The sequence below is a fragment of the Streptomyces chumphonensis genome (genome assembly GCF_014779715.1).
Classification (GTDB): domain Bacteria; phylum Actinomycetota; class Actinomycetes; order Streptomycetales; family Streptomycetaceae; genus Streptomyces; species Streptomyces chumphonensis.
The window spans coordinates 31628-58361 of sequence record NZ_JACXYU010000017.1; the positions used below are offsets into that span (position 1 = coordinate 31628).

Annotated in this window: 26 protein-coding genes; 16 read left to right on the forward strand and 10 right to left on the reverse strand. The window is 74.1% G+C overall.

What is annotated here, in order from left to right; all coding sequences use genetic code 11:
* Nucleotides 1-141: 141 nt before the first annotated feature.
* Together IF129_RS23300 and IF129_RS23305 are read right to left on the reverse strand one after the other, a co-directional pair.
* A complete protein-coding gene (locus IF129_RS23300; protein ID WP_191211776.1) occupies nucleotides 142-315 on the reverse strand; it encodes a hypothetical protein in 174 nt (57 codons plus the stop codon).
* 94 nt (nucleotides 316-409) lie between these two features.
* Complete coding sequence (locus tag IF129_RS23305) at nucleotides 410-1456, reverse strand: SGNH/GDSL hydrolase family protein (RefSeq protein WP_191211777.1); 1047 nt, start codon at nucleotides 1454-1456, stop codon at nucleotides 410-412.
* A gap of 234 nt (nucleotides 1457-1690) precedes the next feature.
* Here IF129_RS23305 and IF129_RS23310 point away from each other — a divergent pair, with 234 nt between their 5' ends.
* Nucleotides 1691-3091: a cystathionine beta-synthase gene (locus IF129_RS23310; protein WP_191211778.1), complete on the forward strand. Its 1401-nt coding sequence runs from the start codon at nucleotides 1691-1693 to the stop codon at nucleotides 3089-3091.
* 264 nt (nucleotides 3092-3355) lie between these two features.
* Nucleotides 3356-3961, forward strand: coding sequence for a LysE family translocator (locus tag IF129_RS23315; RefSeq protein WP_191211779.1), 606 nt, complete (start codon nucleotides 3356-3358; stop codon nucleotides 3959-3961).
* Between the two features lie 231 nt (nucleotides 3962-4192).
* Here IF129_RS23315 and IF129_RS23320 read toward each other — a convergent pair whose 3' ends face one another.
* Nucleotides 4193-4609, reverse strand: coding sequence for a hypothetical protein (locus IF129_RS23320; RefSeq protein WP_224755463.1), 417 nt, complete (start codon nucleotides 4607-4609; stop codon nucleotides 4193-4195).
* A gap of 135 nt (nucleotides 4610-4744) precedes the next feature.
* On the opposite strand from IF129_RS23320, the gene IF129_RS23325 reads away from it, so the two are divergent.
* Nucleotides 4745-5584 (forward strand): MurR/RpiR family transcriptional regulator, encoded by an 840-nt coding sequence (locus IF129_RS23325; protein ID WP_191211845.1) that lies wholly within the window; start codon nucleotides 4745-4747, stop codon nucleotides 5582-5584.
* Nucleotides 5585-5605: 21 nt separating this feature from the next.
* Here IF129_RS23325 and IF129_RS23330 read toward each other — a convergent pair whose 3' ends face one another.
* Nucleotides 5606-5923 (reverse strand): hypothetical protein, encoded by a 318-nt coding sequence (locus IF129_RS23330; RefSeq protein WP_191211781.1) that lies wholly within the window; start codon nucleotides 5921-5923, stop codon nucleotides 5606-5608.
* A gap of 120 nt (nucleotides 5924-6043) precedes the next feature.
* Here IF129_RS23330 and IF129_RS23335 point away from each other — a divergent pair, with 120 nt between their 5' ends.
* Nucleotides 6044-6277 (forward strand): DUF4287 domain-containing protein, encoded by a 234-nt coding sequence (locus tag IF129_RS23335; RefSeq protein ID WP_191211782.1) that lies wholly within the window; start codon nucleotides 6044-6046, stop codon nucleotides 6275-6277.
* A gap of 241 nt (nucleotides 6278-6518) precedes the next feature.
* Here IF129_RS23335 and IF129_RS23340 read toward each other — a convergent pair whose 3' ends face one another.
* A complete protein-coding gene (locus IF129_RS23340) occupies nucleotides 6519-7349 on the reverse strand; it encodes a Bax inhibitor-1/YccA family protein (protein WP_191211783.1) in 831 nt (276 codons plus the stop codon).
* Nucleotides 7350-7703: 354 nt separating this feature from the next.
* On the opposite strand from IF129_RS23340, the gene IF129_RS23345 reads away from it, so the two are divergent.
* Both IF129_RS23345 and IF129_RS23350 read left to right on the forward strand, forming a co-directional pair.
* Complete coding sequence (locus IF129_RS23345; protein ID WP_191211784.1) at nucleotides 7704-8924, forward strand: acetyl-CoA C-acetyltransferase; 1221 nt, start codon at nucleotides 7704-7706, stop codon at nucleotides 8922-8924.
* A 314-nt stretch (nucleotides 8925-9238) separates the two neighbouring features.
* On the forward strand, nucleotides 9239-10348 hold the full coding sequence (locus IF129_RS23350; RefSeq protein ID WP_191211785.1) for a hypothetical protein: 1110 nt from the start codon (nucleotides 9239-9241) through the stop codon (nucleotides 10346-10348).
* A 16-nt stretch (nucleotides 10349-10364) separates the two neighbouring features.
* Here IF129_RS23350 and IF129_RS23355 read toward each other — a convergent pair whose 3' ends face one another.
* Nucleotides 10365-11753, reverse strand: coding sequence for a type III PLP-dependent enzyme domain-containing protein (locus tag IF129_RS23355; RefSeq protein WP_191211786.1), 1389 nt, complete (start codon nucleotides 11751-11753; stop codon nucleotides 10365-10367).
* Nucleotides 11754-11886: 133 nt separating this feature from the next.
* On the opposite strand from IF129_RS23355, the gene hutU reads away from it, so the two are divergent.
* The 5 genes from hutU to IF129_RS23380 all read left to right on the forward strand — a co-directional run bounded on the left by hutU (nucleotide 11887) and on the right by IF129_RS23380 (nucleotide 18092).
* On the forward strand, nucleotides 11887-13605 hold the full coding sequence (gene hutU / locus IF129_RS23360; protein ID WP_191211787.1) for a urocanate hydratase: 1719 nt from the start codon (nucleotides 11887-11889) through the stop codon (nucleotides 13603-13605).
* An 11-nt stretch (nucleotides 13606-13616) separates the two neighbouring features.
* The gene (locus tag IF129_RS23365) at nucleotides 13617-14804 is read left to right on the forward strand and encodes an allantoate amidohydrolase (protein WP_191211846.1); all 1188 of its coding nucleotides are present in this window, start codon (nucleotides 13617-13619) and stop codon (nucleotides 14802-14804) included.
* Complete coding sequence (locus tag IF129_RS23370; protein WP_191211788.1) at nucleotides 14795-16135, forward strand: formimidoylglutamate deiminase; 1341 nt, start codon at nucleotides 14795-14797, stop codon at nucleotides 16133-16135. Before IF129_RS23365 ends, IF129_RS23370 begins: the two co-directional genes overlap by 10 nt.
* A gap of 64 nt (nucleotides 16136-16199) precedes the next feature.
* Nucleotides 16200-17390, forward strand: coding sequence for an imidazolonepropionase (gene hutI, locus IF129_RS23375; protein ID WP_191211789.1), 1191 nt, complete (start codon nucleotides 16200-16202; stop codon nucleotides 17388-17390).
* Between the two features lie 87 nt (nucleotides 17391-17477).
* Entirely contained in the window at nucleotides 17478-18092 is a 615-nt protein-coding gene (locus tag IF129_RS23380; RefSeq protein ID WP_191211790.1) for a TIGR03086 family metal-binding protein, read from the forward strand.
* Between the two features lie 39 nt (nucleotides 18093-18131).
* Here IF129_RS23380 and IF129_RS23385 read toward each other — a convergent pair whose 3' ends face one another.
* Nucleotides 18132-19064: a DUF1295 domain-containing protein gene (locus IF129_RS23385; RefSeq protein ID WP_191211791.1), complete on the reverse strand. Its 933-nt coding sequence runs from the start codon at nucleotides 19062-19064 to the stop codon at nucleotides 18132-18134.
* A gap of 61 nt (nucleotides 19065-19125) precedes the next feature.
* On the opposite strand from IF129_RS23385, the gene IF129_RS23390 reads away from it, so the two are divergent.
* On the forward strand, nucleotides 19126-19701 hold the full coding sequence (locus tag IF129_RS23390) for a QsdR family transcriptional regulator (protein ID WP_191211792.1): 576 nt from the start codon (nucleotides 19126-19128) through the stop codon (nucleotides 19699-19701).
* Nucleotides 19702-19735: 34 nt separating this feature from the next.
* Here the strand turns inward: IF129_RS23390 and IF129_RS23395 are convergent, their stop codons facing one another.
* A complete protein-coding gene (locus tag IF129_RS23395; protein WP_191211793.1) occupies nucleotides 19736-20989 on the reverse strand; it encodes a PucR family transcriptional regulator in 1254 nt (417 codons plus the stop codon).
* A 412-nt stretch (nucleotides 20990-21401) separates the two neighbouring features.
* On the opposite strand from IF129_RS23395, the gene IF129_RS23400 reads away from it, so the two are divergent.
* Both IF129_RS23400 and IF129_RS23405 read left to right on the forward strand, forming a co-directional pair.
* A complete protein-coding gene (locus IF129_RS23400) occupies nucleotides 21402-22283 on the forward strand; it encodes a lipase family alpha/beta hydrolase (RefSeq protein WP_318153904.1) in 882 nt (293 codons plus the stop codon).
* A 152-nt stretch (nucleotides 22284-22435) separates the two neighbouring features.
* On the forward strand, nucleotides 22436-23779 hold the full coding sequence (locus IF129_RS23405; RefSeq protein ID WP_318153905.1) for a spinster family MFS transporter: 1344 nt from the start codon (nucleotides 22436-22438) through the stop codon (nucleotides 23777-23779).
* Between the two features lie 23 nt (nucleotides 23780-23802).
* On the opposite strand, the gene IF129_RS23410 is transcribed toward IF129_RS23405, so the two are convergent.
* Both IF129_RS23410 and IF129_RS23415 read right to left on the reverse strand, forming a co-directional pair.
* Entirely contained in the window at nucleotides 23803-24312 is a 510-nt protein-coding gene (locus tag IF129_RS23410) for a fibronectin type III domain-containing protein (protein WP_191211795.1), read from the reverse strand.
* A gap of 180 nt (nucleotides 24313-24492) precedes the next feature.
* Nucleotides 24493-25374 (reverse strand): RNA polymerase sigma factor SigF, encoded by an 882-nt coding sequence (locus IF129_RS23415; RefSeq protein ID WP_191211796.1) that lies wholly within the window; start codon nucleotides 25372-25374, stop codon nucleotides 24493-24495.
* A 278-nt stretch (nucleotides 25375-25652) separates the two neighbouring features.
* Here IF129_RS23415 and IF129_RS23420 point away from each other — a divergent pair, with 278 nt between their 5' ends.
* Together IF129_RS23420 and IF129_RS23425 are read left to right on the forward strand one after the other, a co-directional pair.
* Nucleotides 25653-26036 (forward strand): STAS domain-containing protein, encoded by a 384-nt coding sequence (locus IF129_RS23420; RefSeq protein ID WP_191211797.1) that lies wholly within the window; start codon nucleotides 25653-25655, stop codon nucleotides 26034-26036.
* A gap of 147 nt (nucleotides 26037-26183) precedes the next feature.
* Complete coding sequence (locus IF129_RS23425) at nucleotides 26184-26687, forward strand: ATP-binding protein (RefSeq protein ID WP_191211798.1); 504 nt, start codon at nucleotides 26184-26186, stop codon at nucleotides 26685-26687.
* Nucleotides 26688-26734: the final 47 nt, after the last annotated feature.

Below are 26734 nucleotides of genomic sequence, written 5' to 3' on the forward strand. Positions count from 1 at the left end.
GTCGGGACCCTTCGCGCTGGCACGTTGCCCGCCGCCCACCTGGCCAAAAACGACATTTCGACCAAACCACCCCTGAGGGTGAGAGAGGAGCGACGGCCTGCCCGTGCGCCCTGCGGCGGCGCCGGGGCGGGCGGGCCGGGGTCAGGCGGCGGTGGTCCAAGCGGGGGTGGTGTCGGCCCACAGGGACAGCAGGCGGACGTACTCCTCGGCCCGCCGGGTGTCGGCCGGCTGCTCCATCAGGCGCCGGATGGCGTCGTTCACGTCGGCGGCGGCCGCCGCGGGGCGCGGGGCGTCGGCGAGCGGGGAGGAAGTCATGGGGACCACCGTACGGCCCCGCTCTGACAACGCGCTGCGAATATGCGCCCGGTAGGCGAGAGTTGACGTGATCTGAGCGAGCCGCGGCCGACGGTCAGCTGGTGGGGCGGTCCGCGCGCGCGGCCACGTCGGAGTCCTGGCCGTCCGGGACCCGGTCCGCCGGGGACGGGTCCTGCGCGGCGGGGCGACGGCGACGGCGGTGGCGCAGGAGGGCCCAGGGGCCGCGCGCGTCGCTGACCTCCGTGCCGCCCTCGGCGGCCGCCCGCACCGCCGCGTGGGCGACGGGCAGCAGGCCCTCGCGCCGCGCCGCGTCGGGCCGCTCCTCCGCCTCCGGCCACAGCCCGAGGGCGCCGCACACCGACGGCAGGACGGCCATGGCGGCCGTCGCGTAGCCCTCGGCGGAGGGGTGGTAGTGGTCCGGCCCGAACAGCTCGCGGGGGTTGGCGGCGAACTCGGGGCCCAGCAGGTCGCCCAGCGAGACCGTCCGCGCCCCCCGGGCGACGACGGCGATCGTCTGCGCGGCGGCGAGCTGGCGGCTCAGCCGCCGGGCGAGCCACCGCAGGGGCTGTCCCATGGGCTCCACGGACCCCAGGTCGGGACAGGTGCCGACGACGACCTCGCAACCGGCCGAACACAGCCGCGTCACCGCGTCCGACAGGTACCGCACGGACTGGCTCAGCGGCACCCGCTCGGTGACGTCGTTGGCCCCGATCATGATGACGCAGACGTCGGGCACCCGGTCGAGGTCGGCCAGGAGGCGGGACACCTGGTGGTCGAGGTCGTCGGAGCAGGCACCGGTGACGGCGACGTTGCGCAGCCGCACCGGCCGCTCGGCGACCGCCGACAGCCCCGACGCCACGAGCGCGGCCGGCGTCTGGCGGGCCCGGTGGACGCCCTGCCCGGCGGCCGTCGAATCGCCGAGGAACGCCAGCCGCAGCGGCGGCGCCCCGCGCTCGCCGAAGGCCGCGCCGTACAGCCCGTCGGCCCCGGGCGGCTCGTCCACCGGGAGCCCGACCTTCCGGCGGGTCAGCTGGACCTCCGCCACCACCAGCCCCACCGCGGCGCCGCTCAGCAGGCCGATCCCGCCCCCGCCGTACGCCGCGGCCGCCGCGATGCGCCGTGCCACCCTCGCTCTCGACATCCGCTTCCCCGCCTTCCCGTGTCCGCGTGGCCCGCTCCGTGGCCGTTCCGTGCCCGGCCCTGCCCGCCGCCGTCCGCCGTGACCGGCGCTGCGCCCCCCCCCGTCGCCGTCGTGTGCCTACCCGGTTGTTGCCCCGCTGCGTACCCGCCGCAACGCCCCGTGACCCCGGTGTGCGGAATAGGCTGCTGTCACGGGACCGCGACCGCGGTCGCCCCTTCCAATGCGGAGACCACATTGCAGTATCACGAGTCGATGATCGAGCTGGTCGGCAACACCCCGCTGGTCAAGCTGAACAACGTGACGTCCACCTCCGGGGCCACCGTCCTGGCCAAGGTGGAGTACTTCAACCCGGGCGGCTCGGTGAAGGACCGCATCGCCGTCCGCATGATCGAGGCGGCCGAGCGGTCGGGCGAGCTGCGGCCGGGCGGGGTGATCGTGGAGCCCACCTCCGGGAACACCGGCGTCGGGCTGGCGATCGTCGCCCAGCAGAAGGGCTACCGCTGCATCTTCGTCTGCCCGGACAAGGTGTCCACGGACAAGATCAACGTGCTGCGCGCGTACGGCGCCGAGGTCGTCGTGTGCCCCACGGCGGTCGCACCGGAGCACCCCGACTCCTATTACAACGTGTCCGACCGGTTGGTCCGGGAGACCCCGAACGCCTGGAAGCCGGACCAGTACAGCAACGTCAACAACCCGCGCTCGCACTACGAGACGACCGGCCCCGAGCTGTGGGAGCAGACCGAGGGCCGCATCACGCACTTCGTCGCGGGCATCGGCACCGGCGGGACGATCTCGGGGACCGGCCGCTACCTCAAGGAGGTGTCCGACGGCCGGGTGCGCGTCGTCGGCGCCGACCCGGAGGGCTCGGTCTACTCCGGCGGCTCCGGACGCCCCTACCTCGTGGAGGGCGTCGGCGAGGACTTCTGGCCGTCCGCCTACGACCGTGAGGTCACGGACGAGATCATCGCCGTGTCCGACAAGGACTCCTTCCAGATGACGCGCCGCCTCGCCAAGGAGGAGGGGCTGCTGGTCGGCGGCTCCTGCGGGATGGCGGTCGTGGCCGCGCTGCGCGTCGCCGAGCGGCTGACGCCCGAGGACGTCGTCGTGGTGATCCTCCCCGACAGCGGACGCGGCTACCTCTCCAAGGTCTTCAACGACGACTGGATCAGCCAGCACGGGTTCAGCGAGCAGCCGATCTCGGAGCCGACGGCCGGTGACGTGCTCGGACTGAAGGCGGAGGGCATCCCGAACTTCGTGCACATGCACCCGACCGAGACCGTGGGCGAGGCGATCAAGGTCCTGCGCGAGTACGGCGTTTCGCAGATGCCGGTGGTCGCACCGGGAGCCGGGCACCCGGACGTGATGGCCGGGGAGGTGATCGGGGCCGTGGAGGAGCGCGTCCTGCTCCATGCGCTGTACGCCGATCACGCCGGGCCGAACGATCCGCTGGACACGCACATGAGTCCGCCGCTCCCGGTCGTCGGCTCCGGCGAGCCGGTGGCCAAGGTGGCGGCCGCGCTGGAGGGGCGGGACGCCGCGGTGGTCCTGGTGGACGGCAAGCCCACCGGCATCGTCACCCGCCAGGACGTCCTGGCCTTCCTCGCCGACAACGGCAACGTGGGGGCCATGCCCTGAGGAGGGCCGGGGCACGGTGGCGGAGCGCCGCCCACGCGAACCGGCCCCCGCCGACTCGGACCGAGGCCGGGCACCCACGCGCCGCTGGGGGCCCGGCCTCGGTCGTGCGCTGTCGCGTGCCGTGGTCCGGCGGCGAACGGGCCCGGTCACCGCAGGCCGTGCGACGACGCACTATGGACCAGCCATCCGGGCGTCCTTTGGCTCTGTCCGCCGGACCGTAGCCGGGACGAGGGTGGGGAGACCTGACGAACGGCGGAGGTCTCCTTGAGCATCGCGTTTCTGCTGACCACCCTGGTCGTGGTGGTCACCCCCGGCACCGGCGTGGTGTACACGCTGGCCGCCGGTCTGTCCCACGGCCGCCGGGCGAGTGTGGTGGCCGCGCTCGGCTGCACCCTGGGCATCGTGCCGCATCTGGTGGCGACGATGACCGGCCTCGCGGCGCTGCTGCACACCAGCGTCCTCGTCTACGAGGCGGTGAAGTACCTCGGTGTCGGCTACCTCCTCTACCTGGCGTGGGCGACGCTGCGCGACAAGGAGGCACTGGCCGTCGAGGGGGAGGGCGCGTCGCGGACGACGGCCCGGGTGATCGCCTCCGGGGTGTTGACGAACCTTCTCAACCCGAAGCTCACGCTGTTCTTCGTCGCGTTCCTGCCGCAGTTCGTGCCTGCGGACGAGCCCGGTTCGCTCGGGGTGATGCTCCGGCTCAGCGCCGTCTTCATGGCGGTGACCTTCCTCGTCTTCACCGCCTACGGGCTGTGTGCCGCCGCCGTGCGCCACCGCGTGCTGGGCCGTCCGAGGGTGATGACCGGCATCCGCGGGGTGTTCGCGGGCTGCTTCGTGTGCCTGAGCGCATGGCTGGCCCTGGCGTAGGGGTCCTCCGGCCTGCGCAGGACGTGCCCCAGGTGTCACAGGGGCGCAACGGCCGGTTAACGGGCGCCGGGCAGGATGATCGACGTCGGCAACGACGCCGATGCGCGGCGGCACTCCGGAGCGGCTCCCGGAGCAGTGCCGTCAGGGCCCGTTCCACGCGCCCAGGGGGACCGTCGCGGTCCCGTCCCCGGTCCGTCCGACCGGGGTGTGACGGTCCCCCTCCGCGTGCGGTCAGTCGTCCGCGCGGTGGTCCTCCCGGTGCGCGCGGGTCAGCCGTCCGGCGGCGTTCACGGCGTTCACGCCGACCACGCCGGCCCACACGATGAGCAGGCCCGGCAGCCCCGCCTGGTCGCCGGCGATCGCCGTCAGCGGGATGGCCAGCACCAGGGAGGTCAGGGCCAGCGCGAAGACGGCGCCCGGACCCGTCGGCCCGTCGAACGGCCGCCGCCCGGACTCCTCGCGTACGGAGGTCATGCGCTGCTCGGCCAGCCGTCGGCGGACCCGCGTGTCGACGGCCTCGTCCAGGCGCTGGTCGACCTTCTCCAGGAACGCGTCGAGGAGGGCCTCGTCGTACTCGGGTCCCAGGTCCTCGCGGGTCCGCAACGTCGCGTCCAGTTCCCGCCTCAGCTCGGGGTCTGCTCCACTCATACCGGTGACGCTAGCCCGTGCCGGGGCCGGTGGCACGGGGGCTAACCCCCCTCTCGACCCACGGGCCCGCCCGTCGTTGCATAGAGTCATGCAACGACGCTGACGGATGAATGCACACGGAGGGCGGTGGAGGCCATGGCCGGCGCGGCGGCGCGGCTGCACAAGCTGTTCGAGGGACACCGGCTGACCCCGACGCAGCGGCGGATCGCGCACTGCATGGTGCGGCGGGCCGACGACGCGCCGTTCCTCTCCAGCGTGGAGCTGGCCGAGCTGGCCGGCGTGAGCCAGCCCTCGGTCACCCGCTTCGCGGTCGCACTGGGCTTCGACGGCTATCCGGCGCTCCGCCGCCACCTGCGGGAGGCGCCCGGCGACGGCGGTGCGGAGGCGGACGCCGACGCGACGGCGAACGCCTACCAGCAGGCCGCCTTGGCGGAGATCGAGAACCTGCGCCTGCTGGCCGCCCAGCTCGCCGACCCCGCCCCCGTCGCCGAGGCCGCACGCGTCCTGGCCGCCTCCCGGCCGCTGCCCGTCCTCGGACTGCGCGCGGCGTCGGCGCAGGCGCGCGGGTTCGCGTACTTCGCGGCCAAGGTCCACCCCGACGTCCGGCTGCTCGACGAGGGCGGCACGATGCTCGCCGACCGCATCGACGCCGCCGCCCGGGCCGGCGCCGCCGCGCTGCTGTGCTTCGCGCTGCCCCGGCACCCGCGCGAGGTGCTGGACGCCCTCGCGCAGGCCCGCGCGCTGGGGCTGCGCGTCGTCATGGTCGCCGACAGCGCGTTCGCGCCGGTCGCGCGGCCGGAGGACCTCCTGCTCCCCGCCGCCGTCGGCACCGGACTCGTCTTCGACACCGCCTGCGCGCCGATGCTGCTGGGCCGGGTGCTGCTGGAGGCGATGTGCGACGAACTCCCGCAGGCGCAGGCGCGGCTGGAGGAGTTCGACGCGCGGGCCGCCGAGCGGGGGCTGTTCCTCCCCTGAGCCCGCCCCGGGGCCACCGCGTCAGGGCAGGGCGCGGGTTGTGGCGCTCACCCGCTCGACGGCGTCGGCCAGCGCCCGCGGCGTCCCGTCGGCACGCAGCGCCTCGGCCAGGTCGTGCCCGGCGACGGCGACCTGGTCGCCGACGGCGAACAGCCCGGCGTCCGGCAGCTCGCGCGGCGGCCGGTCCGGCTCCTCCAGCCGCTGGGCACGGTCGGCGAGGTCGCGGGCCAGCTCCAGGGCGCGCGCCGAGGCTCCGCGCCGCAGCGCGCTCTGGGGCATGGCGCGCAGCCGGTCGGCCAGCGCGTCGACGGCGGTCGTCAGGGGGGTCACATCGAGCACGTGCGCCAGCCTATGCCGGGCGCTCGTGGGGCGCGGTCGTCCGGAGAGGGCCTGTTGCCAACGGGGACGCTCTCGGGCACGGTGTCGGGAAGGACTCAGCGAGAGCGTCCGGAGGCGCCGATGTCCCAACTCTTCTCCGACGAGACCCATCAGAACCTGCTGTCCCGCATCCCCGCGTGCACCGGCCGCGAGGTCGGCGACTGGATGCGGACCGTCGACGACGGCCCGTCCTTCTTCCGCTTCGAGGACAAGGTGAACTGGCTGCGCGGGGAGCATCAGCTCGCCTACGGCCACGCCAAGGCCCTCATCCACGAGCACGACCTCCGCCGCGGCCGTGCCGCCCGCAAGCACTGACGCCCGCCCGCACCGGCGAACGCAAGCACCGACGCCCCCGCCCGGACGTCCCCGCCCGGCCGAACCCGCACACCACCGAGACCGGCACTCCCGCCCGGGACCCGCACCGGGCCGGTACCCGTGACGCGCCCGGCGAGCCGACCCGACCGGGCACGGCGCAGACGAACGGCCCCCCGAGGCGAAGCGCCTCGGGGGGCCGACGTCGTGACGGACCGCTCACCGCCCCCTCGGGGGCGGGGCGTCAGTCACCGCTGTTGAGGATGAACGCCAGGCGCAGGAACTCGAAGTAGATCCAGGCCAGGGTCATGGTCAGGCCGAAGGCGGCCAGCCAGGCCTCCTCGCGCGGCGCGCCGTAGGCGATGCCGTCCTCGACCTGCTTGAAGTCCAGGGCGAGGAACAGCGAGGCGATGACGACGCCGGCGATGCCCATCAGGATGCCGATGCCACCGGTGCGGAAGCCCCAGCCGTCACCCGCGCCGAACAGCGCGAAGCCGAGGTTCACCAGGCACAGCAGCCCGTAGCCGATGCCCGCCGCGATGGCGAAGCGGGCGAAGCGGGCGTTGACCCGGATGATCCGGGACTTGTACAGGAACAGCACCGCGCCGAAGACGGCCATGGTGCCGATCACCGCCTGCATGGCGGCACCCGGCGCGTACTGGTTGATGAAGTTGCTCATCGCGCCGAGGAAGACGCCCTCGAACACGGCGTAGGCCATGATCAGGGCGGGCGAGGCCTGGCGCTTGAACGCCTGCCACATCCCGAGGCCGAAGGCGACGAACGCCGCGACCAGGGCGATGCCCAGGCCGACGTTCAGCACCCACGCACCGGTGGCGGCCAGCACGACGGTGCCGAGCGTCATCGCGGTGCGCGAGACGACGTCGTCCATCGTCATGCGGTCGGCCTGCGGCGGGGCGGCGGGCGGGAAGCCCGTGCCCTGCTGCGGCTGGGCGTAGGGGTTGCCCGCCTGGGTCTGCGCGTAGGGGTTCCCGGCCTGCGGCTGGCCGGCCTGGAAGCCGGCGTGCCCGTCCCGACTGAACCCCCGACGCGAGAAGACCGGGTTGCTGCTCCTCATCTCACTCCTCCATGGCCGCACGGCACGGCTTCTCGGACCAGGGTAATGCTTAAGCAAAGGCCGCACGGTAGTCCACCAGGGGAACGAGGGAAAGAGAGGAAATTGTTCCGTGCGCGTGATCTGGTTCCAGCGGCCCCCGACCGGCCCTCGTGCCGCCCTGACCGGCCATGTCACCGCTCGGGGTGGTTCGTCATGATCTGTTCGGTTCTCCTCGCCTTCGCGCGGTCCGCGTCGGTACCCTCGGCCGTCCGGGCGTCGCTGCGAGCCGTGTCACACGGCGGGAGCCGTGACCTCGGCGCTACGCACGGGTAGCTTCCCAGACAGTCCTGGCCCGTCCGTCTTCCTGGAGCCGTCATGCCCGAAGCAGTGATCGTTTCTGCCGCCCGCTCGCCCATCGGACGTGCCTTCAAGGGGTCGCTCAAGGACGTCCGTCCGGACGACCTCACCACCGAGATCGTGCGCACCGCGCTGGCCAAGGTCCCGCAGCTCGACCCGCGCGACATCGACGACCTCATGCTCGGCTGCGGCCTGCCCGGCGGCGAGCAGGGCCACAACCTCGGCCGGGTCGTCGCCGTGCAGCTCGGCATGGACCACCTGCCCGGCTGCACCATCACCCGGTACTGCTCCTCCTCCCTCCAGACGACGCGGATGGCCCTGCACGCCATCAAGGCCGGTGAGGGCGACGTCTTCATCTCGGCCGGCGTCGAGACCGTCTCCCGCAGCGTGAACGGCACCTCGGACGGGATGCCCGGCACGCACAACCCGATCTTCGCCGACGCCGAGGCCCGCACCGCCGCCCGCGCCGAGCAGGGCGGCGAGGGCTGGACCGACCCGCGCGAGAACGGCGAGCTGCCCGACGTCTACCTCGCCATGGGGCAGACGGCGGAGAACCTGGCCCGGCTGAAGGGCGTGACCCGCCGGGACATGGACGAGTTCGGCGTCCGCTCGCAGAACCTCGCCGAGAAGGCCATCGCGGACGGCTTCTGGGAGCGCGAGATCACCCCGGTGACCACGCCGGACGGCACGGTGGTCTCCAAGGACGACGGCCCGCGCGCCGGCGTCACCCTGGAGGGCGTCGAGGGCCTCAAGCCCGTCTTCCGCCCCGACGGCCTGGTGACGGCGGGCAACTGCTGCCCGCTGAACGACGGCGCCGCCGCCCTGGTCGTCATGTCCGACACGAAGGCCCGCGAGCTGGGCATCACGCCGCTGGCCCGGGTGGTCTCCACCGGGGTGTCGGGGCTGTCGCCCGAGATCATGGGCTACGGCCCGGTCGAGGCCAGCAAGCAGGCCCTCGCGCGGGCCGGCCTGACGATCGGCGACATCGACCTCGTCGAGATCAACGAGGCGTTCGCCGCGCAGGTGATCCCCTCCTACCGGGACCTGGGCATCGACCTGGACCGGCTGAACGTCAACGGCGGCGCGATCGCCGTCGGCCACCCGTTCGGCATGACCGGTGCGCGCATCACCACCACGCTGATCAACTCGCTCCAGTGGCACGACAAGCAGTTCGCCCTGGAGACGATGTGCGTCGGCGGCGGGCAGGGCATGGCCATGGTCCTCGAACGGCTCAGCTGACCCCTCGGGGCCCGGCCGGCCCCACCCCGGAGCCCCGGCTTCCGCCGGGGCTCCTCGTGTGTCCGAAGGCGTCCGCGCCGCGTGGTCCGGCGCGGCTAACCCGACGTCGGCAGCGCCGCAACCTGGGAAAACCGGTACCGGGATGTGATGTCCGTCCCATGGGCGTAGCCTTTTCGCAGCTCAGTGAGGCTTTGGCCAGAGGTCCGCCCGGGGGTGCATGCACTATTTGTGATGTTTTCCGCTGTGCTTGAGCCCGGAGCGCGGTAAAGGTGAGGTAGGAATTCGGGGCTGAAGCCGAGTCGGGAGAACGTCCAGTGATCGCCATATCCCTCATCCTGCTGCTGGCCGCCGTGGTCGTCGCGGTGCTGAGCGGAGCCGCCCTGCACGCCGTGCGCGGGCTGCGTCGCGAGGTGGCCGGACTCCGCCGCGACCTGGCGGCGCGGACCCGGACCGACGCCGCGGCGACCGCCCTGCCCACCGCCCGCACCGCACCCGTCGGCGACGAGGTGCGGGCGGCCGTGGCGGAGGCCCTCGCCGCCGAGCGGGAGCGCGAGCTGGCGGAGGCGCGGGCCTTCTGGGCCGAGCAGGAGGCCCGTGCCGCCGAGGACGCCGCCGGTTTCGGCCACGGCCCCTACGGCGGACACCAGGACTACGGCGTGAGCGCCGTGGACGCCGCCCTGCTGGACGCCCTGCTCGACGAGGTGGCCGACGGGCCGGAGGCGGGCCCGCTGCTGCCGCGCCAGCCCGACCGGCAGGCCGGCGACCGCCCCGGCGGCCCGCGTCCGGACGGCGGCTTCGCGCCGCTCCCGCCCTTCCCGGAACCGCTCCCGGAGGTCTTCCCGTATCCGGAGGGCCTGCCGGGGGCCGCCCTGCCGGAGGCCGGGCCGGTCGAGCCGACGGCGGAGCCCGCCCGCACCGGGTCGGAGGAGGCCGGTCCGGCGGACGGCGAGGCCGCCCACGGCGAGCCCGCCCATGTGGAGGCGGCGCACACCGACGTGGCGGAGGCCGCCCGTGCCGACGCGGAGGCCGCCGGACGTGCCGCCGCCCGCCGCCGTCACCCGTCCAACCCGCACCACACCCTTTCCGGTGAACCGGTGGTGCCCGCGCAGGGTGGGGGCCTGGAGGACGAGGCGCAGCTCACCGTCGAGCGCCTGGCCGCCGTGGCCTCGGCCGGAACCGAGCTGACCGACGTCCGGCCCGGCCCGCTCGGCACGCTGGACGTCTATGTCTTCGCCGACGGCACCACGCTCTGCCTCTCGCCCGGTCACCAGGACACCGCCCACCGGCTCTCCGGCGCCCTGCGCGCCGGGTCGGCGCCGGTGCTGCTCGGCGGCTCCGGGGTCTCCGGCGGCTACGCGCTGACGTTCGCCTACGGGGACGAGACGGTCTACGTGCTGGCCGACCGCGTCATCGCCTCCCTCTGACGCCCCGGGGCCGCCGTCAGCGGCCCGCCGGGCGCACGGCGGCGTCCAACAGGGCCTCCGGCGTCGCCCCGCCGTACTCCGCGAGCAGTTCGGCCGCCGTCTGCGGCGCCCGCACGGTCGCGAACCGCACGCCGTCCCGCCCCGCCCGGTAGCCGTAGACGCCGGGGCGGGGCAGCGCGTTGTAGCCGAACGGGGTGGAGGCGTAGTAGGCGCCGGTGTCCAGGAGCCCGACCACGTCCCCCGAGCGCAGCTCCGGCAGGTCCCGGCCGGTGGCCACGAGGTCCCCGGCGAAGCAGCACGGCCCGGCGACGTCCTGCGTGACGTGCGGCCCCCGCCGTGGGCGGCCCTCGGCGTCGTAGGCGGCGACCCGCAGGGGCCAGGACGTCGGCGCGAAGACCGTGCGCACCGCCACCTGGGCGCCGGCGTGCGTCACCGCGATGCGCCGCCCGCCGGCGGACTTCGCGTACTCCACGCGGGCCACCGTCGTGCCGGCCTTGGCCAGCAGCGAGCGGCCGAACTCGGTGACGAGCCGGTAGCGGCCGTCGAACAGGCCGGGCACGCGGTCCCGCAGCAGCCGGGCGTAGTCGGCGAACGTCGGGTCGGTGCGGTCGGAGCCGAAGTTGACGGGCAGTCCGCCGCCGAGGTTGACGGTCCGCACCTGCCGCCGCCCCGCCGTGGCGTTGACCTCCTCGGCCAGTTCCCAGGCCACCGCCACGCCGTCGGCGAGCTGGTCGAGGGGCATCCCCTGCGAGCCGGTGTGGACGTGCACCGAGGTGAGCCACGGCCGCTCGGCGTAGGCGCGCAGCACCCAGGCGCGGGCGCCCTCGTCCCGCAGCGCCACGCCGAACTTGGACGTGGCGGTGGCGGTGCTCATGGCGTCGATGGAGCCCGCGCCGGTCTGCGGGTTGAGGCGCAGACCGACGGGGGAGCGGGGGCCGTCCGCGCCGGTCAGGGCGTCGATGCGGGCCAGCTCCTCGGGGTTGTCGGCGTTGAGGGCGACGCCGAGGGCGAGGGCCCGGCGCAGCTCGGCGGGCGTCTTGGCGGGGGAGTCGAGCACGATCCGCTCCGGGTCGACCCCGGCGGCGCGGGCCAGGGCCAGCTCCCCGGGACTGGCCACCTCGCAGCCGAGCCCCTCGGCCGCCAGCAGCGCGAGGACGGGGACGAGGGAGGCGGCCTTGACGGCGAAGGTGTGCAGCACCGGGGTGCCGGGGGCCGTCACCGCGCGGAAGGCGCCGTCCAGGGCGGTGACGGCCTCGCGGACGGTGTCCACGTCGAGCAGTGCGGCGACCGGCTCCTCCTCGGTGAGGAGCCGCTGTTCGACCGCCGCCCGTACGGCGGCGTCGCGGCGGGCGGCCGGATCACCGGCCGGTGCGGGCGGGTGGGGGTCGGGCGTCTCGGCGTTCATGCGCCCCAGCCAAACACGCCGGGCGCCGTCGGGTGGGGCGGGGGCGGGGCGGCAGCGGGCCCTGTTGACTAGTTCTATTCAGCTCGTAGAGTGTGTGAATAGATCGATCCGATCCGTACGGGAGGCAGGGCTCATGGCACAGGCAGGGCACAGCGGACCGCGCACCGTGCGGTCCCCGCGCGGCACCGACCTCAGCGCGCGGGGCTGGCAGCAGGAGGCCGCCCTCCGGATGCTGCAGAACAACCTCGACCCCGAGGTCGCCGAACACCCCGACCGGCTCGTCGTCTACGGCGGCACCGGCAAGGCCGCCCGCGACTGGCGCTCCTTCGACGCCATGGTCCGCACCCTGCGCACCCTCAAGGACGACGAGACGATGCTCGTCCAGTCCGGCCGGCCGGTCGGCGTCATGACGACGCACGAGTGGGCGCCGCGCGTCCTGCTGGCCAACTCCAACCTCGTCGGCGACTGGGCCAACTGGGAGGAGTTCCGCCGCCTGGAGCAGCTGGGCCTGACGATGTACGGCCAGATGACGGCGGGTTCCTGGATCTACATCGGCACCCAGGGCATCCTCCAGGGCACCTACGAGACGTTCGCCGCCGTCGCCGCCAAGCGCTTCGGCGGCTCGCTGGCCGGGACGATCACCCTCACCGCCGGCCTCGGCGGCATGGGCGGCGCCCAGCCGCTCGCCGTCACCATGAACGACGGCGTCGCGCTGTGCGTGGACTGCGACCCGCGCGCCATCGACCGCCGTATCGAACACGGCTACCTCGACGAACGCGCCGACTCCCTGGAACACGCCCTGGAGCTGGCCACCGCCGCCCGGGACCAGCGCAGGCCGCTGTCGATCGGCGTGCTCGGCAACGCGGCCGAGGTGCTGCCCCGGCTGCTGGCCATGGGCGCCCCGATCGACATCGTCACCGACCAGACCAGCGCCCACGACCCGCTGGCCTACCTGCCCCTCGGCGTCGACTTCGCCGACATGGCCGCCTACGCCGCGCAGAAGCCCGCCGACTTCACCGCCCGCGCCCGCGAGTCGATGGCGCGGCACGTGGAGGCGATGGTCGGCTTCCAGGACGCGGGCGCCGAGGTCTTCGACTACGGCAACTCCATCCGGGGCGAGGCGCAGCTCGCCGGGTACGGACGGGCGTTCGCCTTCCCCGGCTTCGTCCCCGCCTACATCCGGCCGCTGTTCTGCGAGGGGAAGGGCCCGTTCCGCTGGGCGGCCCTCAGCGGCGACCCGAAGGACATCCACGCCACCGACCGCGCGATCCTCGACCTCTTCCCCGAGAACGAGTCGCTGGCCCGCTGGATCAGGCTGGCCGGGGAACGCGTCCGCTTCCAGGGGCTGCCCGCCCGCATCTGCTGGCTCGGCCAGGGCGAACGCGACCGCGCGGGGGAGCGGTTCAACGCCATGGTGGCGAGCGGCGAACTGTCCGCACCCGTCGTCATCGGCCGCGACCACCTGGACTGCGGCTCGGTCGCCTCCCCCTACCGGGAGACGGAGGCCATGCTCGACGGCTCGGACGCCATCGCGGACTGGCCGCTGCTGAACGCCATGGTCAACGTCGCCTCCGGCGCCTCCTGGGTCTCCGTCCACCACGGCGGCGGCGTCGGCATGGGCCGCTCCCTGCACGCGGGCCAGGTCACGGTGGCCGACGGCACCCCGCTGGCCGGGGAGAAGATCCGCCGCGTCCTCACCAACGACCCGGGCATGGGCGTCATCCGGCACGTCGACGCGGGCTACGAGCGGGCCGACGCCGTCGCCGCCGAGCGCGGGGTGCGGGTGCCGATGCGCGAAGGGCCCGCGCGCGACGGCGACGGCGCGGACGAGCGGGGCGAGGGCGCGGCGTGAGCTTCCTGGAGATGTGGCGGGACCTCGCGGCCATCGGCCGCGACGCGGGCACCGGCGGCTACCGCCGCTACGCCTGGACGCCCGCCGACACCGACTGCCGCGCCTGGTTCCGGGACCAGGCGCGGGCCCGCGGCCTGGTCTGCGAGACCGACCGCAACGGCAACCAGTGGGCCTGGCGGGGCGACCCGGCCGCCGGTGACGCCGTCGTCACCGGCTCCCACCTGGACTCCGTCCCCGACGGCGGCGCCTTCGACGGCCCGCTCGGCGTCGTCTCCGCCTTCGCCGCGCTCGACGAGCTGCGCGCCCGCGGCGTCGAACCGACGCGCCCGCTCGCCGTCGTCAACTTCGGCGACGAGGAGGGCGCCCGCTTCGGCGTGGCCTGCACCGGCTCCCGGCTCAGCGCGGGCAAGCTCACACCCGAGGCCGCCCGGCGGCTGCGGGACGCCGACGGCGTCAGCCTGGCGCACGCCATGGAGCACGCCGGGCAGGACCCGGAGGCCCTCGGGCCCGACCCCGCCCGGCTGTCCCGCGTCGGCGCCTTCGTCGAGCTGCACGTGGAACAGGGCCGCGCGCTGGCCGACACCCCGCACCCCGTGGGCGTCGCCTCCGCGATCTGGCCGCACGGCCGCTGGCGGTTCGACTTCCACGGCGAGGCCAACCACGCGGGCACCACCCGCCTCGCCGACCGGCACGACCCCATGCTCACCTACGCCCGCACGGTCCTCGCCGCCCGCACCGAGGCGGCGGCGGCCGGGGCCCTGGCGACGTTCGGCAAGATCGCCGTGGACCCGGGCGGCGTCAACGCCATCGCCTCCCGCGTGCGCGCCTGGCTGGACTCCCGCGCCCCCGACGAGAAGACGCTGGACGCCCTCGTCGGCGCCGTCCGCGACGCGGCGGCGGAGCACGGGCGCGGCGAGGGGGTGCGCGTCGAGGTCGCCCGCGAGTCGTTCACCCCGGTGGTGGACTTCGCCCACGACCTGCGCGACCGCATCGCCGCCCGGCTCGACGGCGCCCCCGTGCTGCCCACCGGCGCGGGACACGACGCCGGGATCCTGGCCGACGCCGTCCCGACCGCCATGCTGTTCGTGCGCAACCCGACCGGCGTCTCCCACTCGCCCGCCGAGCGGGCCACCGAGGACGACTGCCTCGCCGGGGTCGGGGCGCTCGCCGACGTACTGGAGGACCTCGCGTGCCGGTGACCTACTGGGCCGAACACCTCTGGCTGGAGGACCGCGTGGTCCCCGGCGTGGCCCTGGACGTCGCGGACGGCCGCGTCGCCGCCGTCCGCCGGGACGTGCCCGCCCCGCCGCCCGGCGCCGAGGTGCTGCGCGGCTTCACCCTCCCGGGCACGGCCAACGCGCACAGCCACGCCTTCCACCGGGCCCTGCGCGGCCACGTCCAGGCGGGCAGCGGCGACTTCTGGACCTGGCGCGACCAGATGTACCGCGTCGCCGACCGCCTGACCCCCGACACGTACCACGCGCTGGCGCGGGCCGTGTACGCCGAGATGGCGCTCGCCGGGATCACCTGCGTCGGCGAGTTCCACTACCTCCACCACGCTCCCGGCGGGCGGCCCTACGACGATCCGAACGCCATGGGCCGGGCGCTCGTCGCGGCCGCGGCCGAGGCGGGCGTCCGCGTCACCCTGCTCGACACCTGCTACCTCTCCGCCGGCTTCGGGGAGCCGCCCACCCGGCCGCAGCTGCGGTTCTCCGACGGCACCGCCGAGGCGTGGGCCGAGCGGGCCGGCGCCCTCACACAGGACGCCACCACCCGTGTCGGCGCCGCCGTCCACTCCGTGCGCGCCGTGCCCGCCGACCAGCTGGAGACCGTCGCCCGGTGGGCGGAGGAACGCCGCGCGCCCCTGCACGTCCACCTCTCCGAGCAGCCCGCCGAGAACGCGGCCTGCCGGGACGCCCACGGCCGCACCCCCACCCGGCTCCTCGCCGACCACGGGGTACTCGGCCCGCGCACCGTCGCCGTCCACGCCACGCACCTGACGGGCGAGGACGTCGCAGACCTCGGCGGTGCAGCCACCGGCGTGTGCATGTGCCCCACCACCGAACGCGACCTCGCCGACGGCATCGGCCCGGCCGTCGCCCTCCAGGACGCCGGCAGCCCGCTCTCCCTCGGCAGCGACAGCCACGCCGTCATCGACCTCTTCGAGGAGGCCCGCGCGATGGAGCTCGACGAACGGCTGCGCACCCGCCGGCGCGGCCACTGGAGCGCCGCCCGGCTGCTGCACGCGGCGACGGCGTCCGGGCACGCCGCCCTCGGCTGGCCGGAGGCGGGCCGGATCGCCGTCGGAGCACCCGCCGACCTCACCACCGTCGCGTTGGACACCGTCCGCACCGCCGGGCCCCCGCCGTCGCTCGCCGCCGAGACGGCCGTCCACGCGGCGAGCGCGGCGGACGTCCGGCACACGGTCGTGGCCGGACGGTACGTCGTGCGGGACGGCGTCCACACCACCGTGCCCGACCCGGCCGCCGCCCTGGCCTCGGCGATCGCGGCCGTCACCGACCCCGCCTGACGCCCGGCCCCGCCCGGGACACCCGAGACACCCGAGAAGACCGGCCTTCGACGCAAGGAGCCCCATGCCCGGCGCGACCACCCTCATCCGCGACATCGGGACGCTGGTCACCGGCGACCCGGAGCTGGGGGAGGGCCCCCTCGGCGTCATCCGGCGGGCGGCCCTCCTCATCGAGGACGGCCACGTCGCCTGGGCCGGGCCCGCCGCGCGGGCCCCCGCCGCCGACACCGCCCACGAGGCCGGGGGCCGCGCCTGCCTCCCCGGCTTCGTCGACTCCCACTCGCACCTCGTCTTCGCCGGGGACCGCACGGAGGAGTTCAACGCCCGGATGTCGGGCCGGGCGTACACGGCGGGCGGCATCCGCACCACCGTCGCCGCCACCCGCGCCGCGAGCGACGCCGAACTGGCCGCCACGCTCGACCGCTACGTGCGCGAGGCGCTGCGGCAGGGCACCACCACGCTGGAGACCAAGTCCGGCTACGGGCTCACCGCCCGGGAGGAGGCCCGGGCCCTGCGCATCGCCGCCGAGCGGCTGGAGGAGGTCACCTACCTCGGCGCCCACGTCGTCGCCCCCGAGTACGCGGGCACCGACGCGGACGTGGCCCGCTACGTCGACCTCGTCACCGGCCCCATGCTCGACGCCTGCGCGCCGCACGCCCGCTGGGTGGACGTCTTCTGCGAGCGCGGCGCCTTCGACGGCGACCAGGCCCGCGCCGTCCTCACCGCCGGCATGGCACGCGGCCTGAAGCCCCGCGTCCACGCCAACCAGCTCTCCCACGGCCCCGGCGTCCAGCTCGCCGTGGAGCTCGGCGCGGCCTCGGCGGACCACTGCACCCACCTCACCGACGCCGACGTCGCGGCCCTGGCGGACGGCGACACCGTGGCCACGCTGCTGCCCGGCTGCGAGTTCTCCACCCGCGCGGAGTACCCCGACGCACGGCGGCTGCTCGACGCGGGGGTGACGGTCGCCCTGTCCACGGACTGCAACCCCGGCTCCTCCTTCACCAGCTCCATGCCCTTCTGCATCGCCGTCGCCGTGCGCGAGATGGGCATGACGCCGGACGAGGCACTGTGGTCCGCCACCGCCGGCGGGGCCGCCGCCCTGCGCCGCGAGGACGTCGGCCGACTGCGCCCGGGCGCCCGTGCGGACCTGATGCTGCTGGACGCCCCCAGCCACGTCCACCTCGCCTACCGTCCCGGCGTGCCGCTGGTCACCGACGTCTGGCAGCGGGGCGCGCGCGTCGTGCACCGATGAGTTCCCGGCCCCCGGGCCGTCGGTATCGCTGACGCGGCACGGCATCGGCTCCCGGCGGCGGGACGACGGACGACGAGGAGGGGCCCGGTGACGCCCTGGCCGGACGGCACGGAACTGCTGGAACGGGCGATCGGCTACGCCCTGGGCGCCCTCGCGGACGTGGCCGTCCCCGCGCTCGGCCGCCCCACCCCGTGCCGGGGCTGGGACCTGCGCACGCTCCTGCGCCACCTGGACGCCTCACTCGGCGCCCTGAGGGAGGGGGTGGAGCGCGGCCGCGTCACGCCCGAGCCGACCTGCGAGGCGTCCGGGGACGTCGCCGACCCGGTGCCGGGCGTGCGGGAGCGCGCGGCGCGGCTGCTGGCGGCCGCGACGGCGGCGCAACGGTCGGCGGGCGGAGCGCCGCGCGCCGCGTCCCGGGGGGCCCGCCCGCTCGCCCTCGGGGCGGTGACGAGCGCCGGAGCGCTGGAGATCGCCGTGCACGGGTGGGACGTCCACCGGGCCCGGGGCCGCCTCGACCGGCCGGTGCCCGGGGCACTGGCCGTCGAGCTGCTGCGGCTCGCGCCCCTGCTGGTGCCGCCCGGGTCGTCCGCCCGTGCGCCCCTGTTCGCGGCCGTCCGCGCGGTGCCGCTCTCGGCCTCGCCGGGCGAGCGCCTGCTGGCCTACCTCGGCCGCGACCCCCGCGTCCCACCCGCCCACCCCTGACCGGCGGTACGGGCCGGGAGCGTCGCACACCGGTGTGCCTCAGGTCCGGCGCGAGGCTGCCGCAGGGCGGCGCGGCCCGGGGAAGAAGCGGTTGACGGTCGCCTGGTACTCGGCGTACGCGGGCCGCTTGCGGACGCTGAAGTACTCGGCGGGGACGGCACCGGTGTAGTGCACCATCGTGCTGTACATCATCCGCACGACCCACAGCAATGCGAGGCTCTGGACGAGCAGGGCGGCCGGAGGTACCCGGTCGTGCAGGGCGAACGCGGACGGGGCGGCGAGGGCGACCAGCGCCACCCACTGCATCCATTGGCCGAAGTAGTTCGGGTGGCGACTGTGGCGCCACAGCCCGACGTCGCAGATGTCCCTGCCGGTCCTGGCGTACCCGCCGAGGAAACGGCGCTTCTGCAGATCGGCGAGGCTCTCGAACGACCAGGCCACCAGGCCGAGTGCGATGGCCGCGTACTCCCAGGCGACGAGGCGCGAAGAGGCGTTCGTCGAGATCAGCAGCGCGGGCAGGGCGAGGAAGGAGGCGTTCGCCATGGCCTGCACCAGGATCTCGTACTGCACGGACACCCTCTCGCTGCGGAAGCCCGCCCGTTCCCACCGCCTCCGCTGGTACTGGTACCGGGGGAGTTCGGCGGTGAGCCAGCCCGGCTTGTACAGCAGCGCACCCCAGACGCTCATGCGTGTCCCGACCACGGTGTAGAAGACGGCGACGGTCAGGGTGAGCGGTGTCAGGGACTCGGCGAAGAAGAAGGTCTGGACGCCGACGGCCGCCAGTCCGCAGGGCCAGGCGAAGTCCACATACGACATTCGGCCGGTGCGCCAGGCGGGAACACACGCCGTGGGGACGAAGATGACGAGTTGCACGACGAGGTTCCAGAGCGCGAACGTGCGCGTCGGCTCGGCCAGGACCAGCGCGAGCCAGCACGCGAGGAACAGCACACACCACACCACGCGTGTCTTCATGAGCCCTCCCGCAGATAGTGAGACACAATGACTTCTGTGTCTCACGTGGGACGGTAGGTGGATGATGTCTCACGAGTCAAGGGTCGGCGAGCTGAGCACCCTGCGGCGACCGAACCCCGACCGGCTCCTGGAGCTGGCCGTCCGGGACTTCCTGCGGGACGGCTGGATCGACATGAAGCAACTGGCGCAGCGGGCCGGGGTCGGGCGGGCCACTCTCTACCGGCGCTTCCAGGACCGCGAGTCGCTGCTCGGCGAGGTGCTGTGGGAGCTGGCCCGCGTCACGGCGCTCGACGCTTGGCGCTCGGCCGGGGGGGAGGGGCGAGCGCGTGTCCTGAACGCGCTGGAGGTCTTCATGCGGGAACTGGCCGCGTCGCCGGCCCTCCACAAGCTGCTCGCCAGAGACCCGGAGACGGCGTTGCGCCTCCTCACCTCACGGCACGGCGTGGTGCAGGCGCGACTCATCGACGCTGCGGAGGAGATGCTGGTGACGGAGATCGGTGCGCCCGAGGGGGTGACCTCCAAGCAGCTCGCCTATGCCGTGGTGCGCATCGCCGAGTCCTTCGCGTACGCGGATGTCGTGGCGGGCGAGCAGCCGGACGTCGAGGCCGCCGTCGCCATCATCGGCAGAGTGCTCTGACCGGGCGTGCGGCTCGCCGGAACCGGCGGTCGGCTCAGCTCTCCCGCTGCGCGAGAGCCATGGTGTAGGCGGCCAGCGACGCGTGCACCAGCGCCACGTCGGAGCCCCGGGTCGGGTCGAGACCGGTCACCGTCGCCGCTTTGCGGAGCCGGTAGTCCACGGTTCGTGGGTGCACCCGCAGCAGCTCCGCCGTCCTGCGCCGGTCCAGCCCACAGTCGATGAAGGCGCGCAGCGTCCCCAGGACGGTCGGATGGTCCCCCAGCGGCCGGAGGATGCCGGTGAGCCGGTCCAGGGCGGGGCCGGGGCGGGTGAGCTGGTACTCGAGCAGCACGTCGTCGAGCTGGTACACCCCGGGGGGTCGGCCGCCTGCCTCGGCCACGGCGCGGATCTCCGTCGCGAGGGGCGCGGCGCGCACGATGTCCTCCGGCCCGGCCGCGACCACGCCGACGAGCAGTTCCGCGCCGCATCGCCGACTCAGCCTGCCGACCAGCCCGGCGAGCCGGCCACCGTCCTCGACGACCGGAGCGTGCGACGGCACCTCACGGGGGAGGAGAGCGAGCCCGTCCTTCGGGGTGAGGGTGGCGAGGGCGTGTCCACGGACTTCGTGGTCCAGCTCGGCCCGAAGCCGGCGCAACTTGCGCCGGGCCGCGATCGTGGGGTCCACGCCCGGGGCCCGCTCATCCGGGTGATCACCGATCCCCATGCTGAGCACCAGGTAGGAGGGCGCCAGCCCGAGGCCCGCGCGCTCGGCGGCCTGCGCGGCGGCCTCACCGTCCAGCAACGCGGTCAGCAGCGCCTGGCGCGCCCCGTTCTCCTCGCTCAGGGAGGCCCGCACCTCCTCCGTGTACCCGGCGGCCACGGCCGCTGTGACCTGGCGCAGGTGCCGCATCACGAGGCGGTGTGTGGCGAGGACCGCGCCCACGTCCTCGGGGCGGGCGGTCGCCATCATCGCCTCGAAGCACTGCTCGGTGCCGATGAAATAGGCGTCGACGACCGACTCCAGGGGGATGCCCTCCTCGGCCCGCCGGGCCGCCGAGTGCCGCAGCTCCGCCAGCTCGCCGCCGTCGGGCTGCCGGCCGCTCCGCAGGACCCCGAGGAACATGCGGATGCCGTGCTCGGCGATCTGGGTGATGTCCCGACGCAGTTCCTCCGGCGGAAGGCTGGCGTATACGGGAACCTCGTCGATCAGTCGCGCCACCAGCCCGGCCGCCAGGTCCGGTGCGCGCACGGCGAGCCGCTGGTGCAGCGGCTCGCCGTCGACGGTGATCTCCTCCCGGCTCTCGTCCATCGCGAGCTGCCTCCTTCGCGTTCCGCGGCCCCTGACGGCGCTCGCTGAGGCGGCCGAGCCTAGGGCAGGAGCTCCGGGAGGCACCCCGTGGTTTGTCACCCGTGACAAACCACGGGGTGCGAAGTCGACCCGCCAGGCCATCGCCGCCCCGGGACCCCGACCATAACGTGTTGTCACTCCCGCCACCGTCACCTGCACGGATCAGCCGTCGGAGGCGGAGCGCACGCGCGCTAGGCACCCCTCAGCGGCCGCAGATCATGCGCCGTTCACCCCCCGACCCGGAGGCTCGATGTTCTTCCGTGGAAAAAACTCACGTCATGCCAGGCCCAGACGTCTTCCGAGGGCGGCGGCCGTCGGGCTCGCGCTGGCCCTCGCCACGGTCACGGCTACCCCTTCGGCCCTCGCCGGGTCCGTGGCCGGGGACGCCGACAGCGTCCCGGCGGAGACGTATCCGGTCGGCGGCCTCAGCACCGCCGTCCACAACATGCTGTACAGCCCCAACGCGGTGGCCGGAGCCAACGACTGGGACTGCGAGCCGTCTCCCGAGCATCCTGAGCCGGTCGTGCTGGTGCCCGCCACACTCTCGAACATGGGCGGCAACTGGGCCGCACTCTCTCCGATGCTCGCCAACGCCGGGTACTGCGTCTACTCCTTCAACTACGGCATGAACGGGCTCTCGCTCGGCCGTTTCGGGGGGCTCACGGACATCTCCGGCAGCGCACGGACCATGAGCGAGTTCGTCGACCGGGTCCTCGCCGCCACGGGGGCGGAGAAGGTGGACGTGGTCGGTCACTCCCAAGGCGGCATGATGCCGCACTACTACGTCAAACGGCTCGGGGGCGCCGACACGGTCGACGACTTCGTCGCGCTGGCCCCCAGCAACCACGGCACCACCAGCGCCGGGCTCCTCCACCTCAGGGACTTCATCGACCCGTTCGGGATCATCGACGTCCTCCTCACCCGCCTCGACCTGGCCGGACTGGCGCAGCAGGCGGAGGGCTCGCGGTTCCAGACCGCTCTCTTCGGGGACGGCGACACCGTGCCCGGCCCGCACTACACGGTCATCCAGACCCGGAACGACAAGGTCGTCACGCCGTACACCAACGCGTTCCTCGACGCCGAGCCCGGAACCGAGGTCACCAACATCCTGCTGCAGGACCAGTGCCCAAACGATCCGGTCGGACACATGGGGCTCTTCCTGGACGGGCCGGCCCTCCAGCACGTGATCAACGCACTCGGTGACGGCCCGGCCGACTTCCGGCCCAGTTGCACGGACTACGGCCCGCGCTTCTGAGCCTCATCCGGCCGTCCGGTGTGCGACCGACCCGCGTCGGTCGCACACCGGACGGCCCGTAGCGCCGTGAGCGGGCGTCACTGGACGGCGGCGCCGCCGGAAGGGGCCCCTCGCCTGACGTCCCAGCCCCTCAGCGAGAACCCGGAGAAACCGTGCCCACCCCCCTGCCCGACCTGACGGAGAAGCTGCCCCCGCTGCAGGCACGCAATGCCTGGCGCGTACTGTTCCTCCTCGCCCTGATCAACCTGCTGAACTTCTACGACCGCACGATCCCGGCGGCCGTCGTCGAGCCGATCAAGGCGGAGTTCGGCCTCGCCGACACCCACATCGGGGTGCTCGGCGGCGCCTTCACCGTGGTCTACGCGGGCGCCGGTCTCCACCTGGGCAAGCTCGCCGACCGGGCCTCCCGCAAGCGCGTGATGGGCTGGGGGCTCGTGGCCTGGAGCGGCTTCACGGCGGCCAGCGGTGCCGTCGTCAACTTCGCTACGCTCCTCCTGACCCGGCTGGGGGTCGGAGTGGGAGAGGCGGCCTACGCGCCGGCGGCGAACTCCACGATCGCCGACCTGTTTCCTCCGCAGAAGCGGTCGCGTGCGGTCGCGGTGTTCTCCCTCGGTCTGCCGCTCGGGCTGACGCTGGCGTTCTTCACCACCGGGGCGATGGTGGACGCGTTCGGCTCCTGGCGGGCGCCGTTCCTCGTGGCCTCGGTACCGGGACTGCTCCTGGCAGCAGCGGTGTTCGTGATGCGCGAGCCCGTCCGGGGCGCGTCGGAGAGGCTGGCCGCCCCGACCGCCGAGGTCGATCGCCCGATCCGGACCCTCCTGGCCGTGCCCACCATGCGCTGGCTCGTCGTCAGCGGCATCGGCCTGCAGGTGGCCTCGTACTCGGTGGCCACCTTTCTGGTGCCGCTGTTCCAGCGCTGGTTCGGCGCGTCGCTGACCGTGGCCGCGACCAACACGGGCGTCGTGCTGGGCCTCACCGGGCTGGTGGGCCTACTGCTGGGCGGCTTCGTGGCCGACCGGGCGGCCCGGCGGTCTCCGAGGGGGCGGGTTCTCGTGGGGGCGGGGTGCCTGACCGCCGCAGTGCCGCTGACTCTTGCTGCGCTGCTGCTGGACCGAGGACGGTCGGGACTGTTCGTCGTGCTCTTCGGCCTGGGCTGGCTGCTCGTCTACCAGTACTACACCGCCGTCTACCCGGCGATCGCCGACATCGTGGCGCCGGGGCTGCGTTCGACGGCGGTTGCCGTCTACTTCGCGGCGATGTACCTCCTGGGAGGCGCGATCGGCCCCGTCGTCACGGGTGTGCTCTCCGACCGCATCGCCGACGCGCAGGGCGGCGCGAGCGAGGCCGCTGCCGAGGCACGGGGCTTGCACGACAGCCTCCTGTTCGTCGTGCCCCCGTCCCTGGCGCTCACCGCGCTCGCCCTCTACCTGGCGGCCCGGACCATTCACGCCGACCACGACGCGCGGCTTCGGCGGCCGGTCGCTGAGTCCCGGTGACAAGAAGGGGCTGCGCTGACGTCTCAGCCGCGCCCGGGGAGGGTGACGTCCGCCCGGGGGGAGTCCGGTGACGCGTGGCCCGCCGCGTCGACGGCCCGCACCGTGAAGGTGTAGCTGATCCCCGGCTCCAGCCCGGTGATCTCCGTCTCCAGGGTGTCGGCCCCGACCTCGGCCACCGGGGTGGCCGTCCCCTGCTGGAAGACCTGGTACGTCGCGACGGCCGATCCGCCGTCCGGGCCGGCGGGCGGCTCCCAGCTCAGCCGTACGGTGCCGGAGTCCACCGCGCGTACCGCGAGGTGCTGCGGCGGCGCGGGCGGTGCGGGGGCCGCCTGCGGCCCGGACGTCGGGGGCGCCGGCCGTGGTGCCGTTCCGACGGGCGGGTGCGACGCCTCGGTCGGGACGTCCGGGCGGGCCGTGGCGCTGCCGGACACCCCCGCCGTCAGGACGAGGGCCAGCACCGCCACGACGGTGCGGGCCCTCGGCCCGCTGCCGGGCGCGCCGCCCGGCGTGTCGACCGGATGCCTGCGTGCCACCGGAGACCTCCCGAGGGGTGGGGCATGGATGCCGATGCCTGTCCGATAAGAGCGAATCCTGCTTATTGTGCGGCAGGCCCCGTCACGCTCCGCAAGTCGGCGCGCACGTCGGCACGACGACGAGGGCCCGTCCGGACGGTGCTGTCGTCCGGACGGGCCCTCGTCGTCGGGCGGGGTGGCTCACTCCTCGACGAGGAGCCCCTTGCGCAGCTTGCCCAGCGTGCGGGCGAGGAGGCGCGAGACGTGCATCTGGGAGATGCCCAGCTCCTCGCCGATCTCGGACTGCGTCATGTTCGCCACGAAGCGCAGGGAGAGGATGTGCCGGTCGCGGGCCGGCAGCTCGGCGATGAGCGGCTTGAGGGACTCGACGTACTCGATGCCCTCCAGGCCGTGGTCCTCGTAGCCGATGCGGTCGGCGAGGGCGCCCTCGGAGTCGTCCTCCTCCGGCTGGGCGTCGAGGGAGCTGGCGGTGTAGGCGTTGCTCGCCGCCATGCCCTCCACGACCTCCTCGCGGGAGATGTTCAGCCGCTGGGCCAGCTCGGTGACGGTCGGGGCGCGGTCGAGGGACTGGGCCAGCTCGTCGCTCGCCTTGGCCAGGTCCAGGCGCAGCTCCTGGAGCCGGCGCGGCACCCGGACGGACCAGGAGGTGTCACGGAAGAAGCGCTTGATCTCGCCGATGATCGTCGGCATCGCGAAGGTGGGGAACTCCACGCCCCGGTTGCTCTCGAACCGGTCGATGGCCTTGATGAGGCCGATCGTCCCCACCTGGACGATGTCCTCCATCGGCTCGCTGCGGGAGCGGAAGCGGGAGGCGGCGAACTTGACCAGGGCCAGGTTCAGCTCGACCAGGGTGTTGCGGACGTAGGCGTGCTCGTGCGTTCCCTCCTCCGCCGCCGCCAGACGCTCGAAGAGCGTCTTGGACAGGGCCCGCGCGTCGTGCGGGGCGACCTCGTCGAACGGGGGCATCGCGGGAAGGCGGGTGAAGGCGGCGTCGGGGTCGGCGCCGTCGGAGCCCTCGCGAAGGGTGCGCTCGGCGTCTACCTCGTCGAGCTGGGGTGACATGACGTGTCCTCCTCATTGACCGGCATCAGGCTGCCGGGGCCGTGACGTGCACTGCGAGGTGCGGCGCCTCCATGGCTGACGTGTGGGCTCGTTCCTCTTAGGGGTATCGGGTGGTGCGGAGGCATGGCAAGTGCGGTATGCCGAGTGAGGGTTTTATGTCGCTTTTGCTCGGGTACCGGTCGCGGGCGTCAAGGCGTAAGGTTCGAACGTGCGAACACGGGGGTCGAGGAGAGCGCGGCAACGGGCGGGACCGGCCGTGAAGAGCAGGTGAGGTGTGCATGGACCGGGGAATGCCCGGGAGTACGAGCAACAGGGGACGGCTCACGGTTGAGGTGCGCCGGGAGGGTGAGACCGCGGTCATCGCGCCCGAAGGTGAGCTTGACCACCACACGGCCGATGTGTTGCGTGCGCCACTCCGTTCCTCGGTGGAGGAGGGCTGCACCCGTCTCCTCGTGGACTGTTCCCGGCTGGAGTTCCTGGACTCCACCGGGCTCAACGTGCTGCTGGCCGCCCGGCTGGAGGCCGAGGCCGTCGGCGGGACCGTCCACCTCGCGGCGATGCGCCCCGTCGTCGCCCGCGTCTTCGAGATCACCGGTGCGGGCGCCGTCTTCACCGTGCACGAGACGCTCGCCGACGCCCTGCGGGAGCTGCCCGACACATGATCAAGCGCGGCGCGCCGTGTGCCGCGTAATCCGCGTCACACGAGCCTGGCCGAATCCGTGGGTGTTCCCTCGGAGTGGCCGGGCAGGAGACCCTCTGTATCTGCTGGCGGCAAAGTCCAACACGGGAACCGGTGAGGTGAAGGACTCATGAGCACCACCCGGCCCTCTCCGGCGGGCGACGTCGGCCCGGAGCCCGAAAGTGCTGCGGGGCCCCACCTCGCGTCGGCCGGACAAGTGCGCGAGCTGCGCCAGGTCCGCAGGCTCCGCCTCCTCGGTGTGAGCGGCGCCGTCCAGCGTGCCCGTGACTTCTGCCGCGAGGCCCTGCACGACTGGGAGTGGCTGCCGGCCAACGGGCAGGACGACCAGGCCGCGGCCGAGGACGTGCTGCTGGTCGTCTCGGAGCTGGTCACCAACGCCTGTCTGCACGCGGGTGGCCCGCAGGAGGTCCGCATCACCCGCGGCCAGAAGTCGGTACGCCTGGAGGTGCTGGACGGCGGCGACGGGCAGCCGGCGCCGCGCACCCCGCACCGGGCCGGCCGGCCCGGCGGGCACGGCATGTTCATCGTGCAGCGCCTGTGCGCGGACTGGGGTGTCGCCCACGCCTCCGACGGCCTCGGGAAGACGGTCTGGGCCGAGCTGGCCCAGCCCTGAGCCCTCCCCTTCGGGGCCGGCCCCGGCGGGCGAGCCCCTGTCCCGGG

Excerpts from the sequence above, each read along its gene's own strand:
- IF129_RS23300 (WP_191211776.1), bottom strand. The coding sequence starts at position 315 with ATGACTTCCTCCCCGCTCGCCGACGCCCCGCGCCCCGCGGCGGCCGCC.
- IF129_RS23305 (WP_191211777.1), bottom strand. The coding sequence starts at position 1,456 with ATGTCGAGAGCGAGGGTGGCACGGCGCATCGCGGCGGCCGCGGCGTAC.
- IF129_RS23320 (WP_224755463.1), bottom strand. The coding sequence starts at position 4,609 with ATGAGTGGAGCAGACCCCGAGCTGAGGCGGGAACTGGACGCGACGTTG.
- IF129_RS23325 (WP_191211845.1), top strand. The coding sequence starts at position 4,745 with ATGGCCGGCGCGGCGGCGCGGCTGCACAAGCTGTTCGAGGGACACCGG.
- IF129_RS23335 (WP_191211782.1), top strand. The coding sequence starts at position 6,044 with ATGTCCCAACTCTTCTCCGACGAGACCCATCAGAACCTGCTGTCCCGC.
- IF129_RS23340 (WP_191211783.1), bottom strand. The coding sequence starts at position 7,349 with ATGAGGAGCAGCAACCCGGTCTTCTCGCGTCGGGGGTTCAGTCGGGAC.
- IF129_RS23345 (WP_191211784.1), top strand. The coding sequence starts at position 7,704 with ATGCCCGAAGCAGTGATCGTTTCTGCCGCCCGCTCGCCCATCGGACGT.
- IF129_RS23355 (WP_191211786.1), bottom strand. The coding sequence starts at position 11,753 with ATGAACGCCGAGACGCCCGACCCCCACCCGCCCGCACCGGCCGGTGAT.
- hutU (WP_191211787.1), top strand. The coding sequence starts at position 11,887 with ATGGCACAGGCAGGGCACAGCGGACCGCGCACCGTGCGGTCCCCGCGC.
- IF129_RS23365 (WP_191211846.1), top strand. The coding sequence starts at position 13,617 with ATGTGGCGGGACCTCGCGGCCATCGGCCGCGACGCGGGCACCGGCGGC.
- hutI (WP_191211789.1), top strand. The coding sequence starts at position 16,200 with ATGCCCGGCGCGACCACCCTCATCCGCGACATCGGGACGCTGGTCACC.
- IF129_RS23385 (WP_191211791.1), bottom strand. The coding sequence starts at position 19,064 with ATGAAGACACGCGTGGTGTGGTGTGTGCTGTTCCTCGCGTGCTGGCTC.
- IF129_RS23390 (WP_191211792.1), top strand. The coding sequence starts at position 19,126 with ATGATGTCTCACGAGTCAAGGGTCGGCGAGCTGAGCACCCTGCGGCGA.
- IF129_RS23395 (WP_191211793.1), bottom strand. The coding sequence starts at position 20,989 with ATGGACGAGAGCCGGGAGGAGATCACCGTCGACGGCGAGCCGCTGCAC.
- IF129_RS23415 (WP_191211796.1), bottom strand. The coding sequence starts at position 25,374 with ATGTCACCCCAGCTCGACGAGGTAGACGCCGAGCGCACCCTTCGCGAG.
- IF129_RS23420 (WP_191211797.1), top strand. The coding sequence starts at position 25,653 with ATGGACCGGGGAATGCCCGGGAGTACGAGCAACAGGGGACGGCTCACG.
- IF129_RS23425 (WP_191211798.1), top strand. The coding sequence starts at position 26,184 with ATGAGCACCACCCGGCCCTCTCCGGCGGGCGACGTCGGCCCGGAGCCC.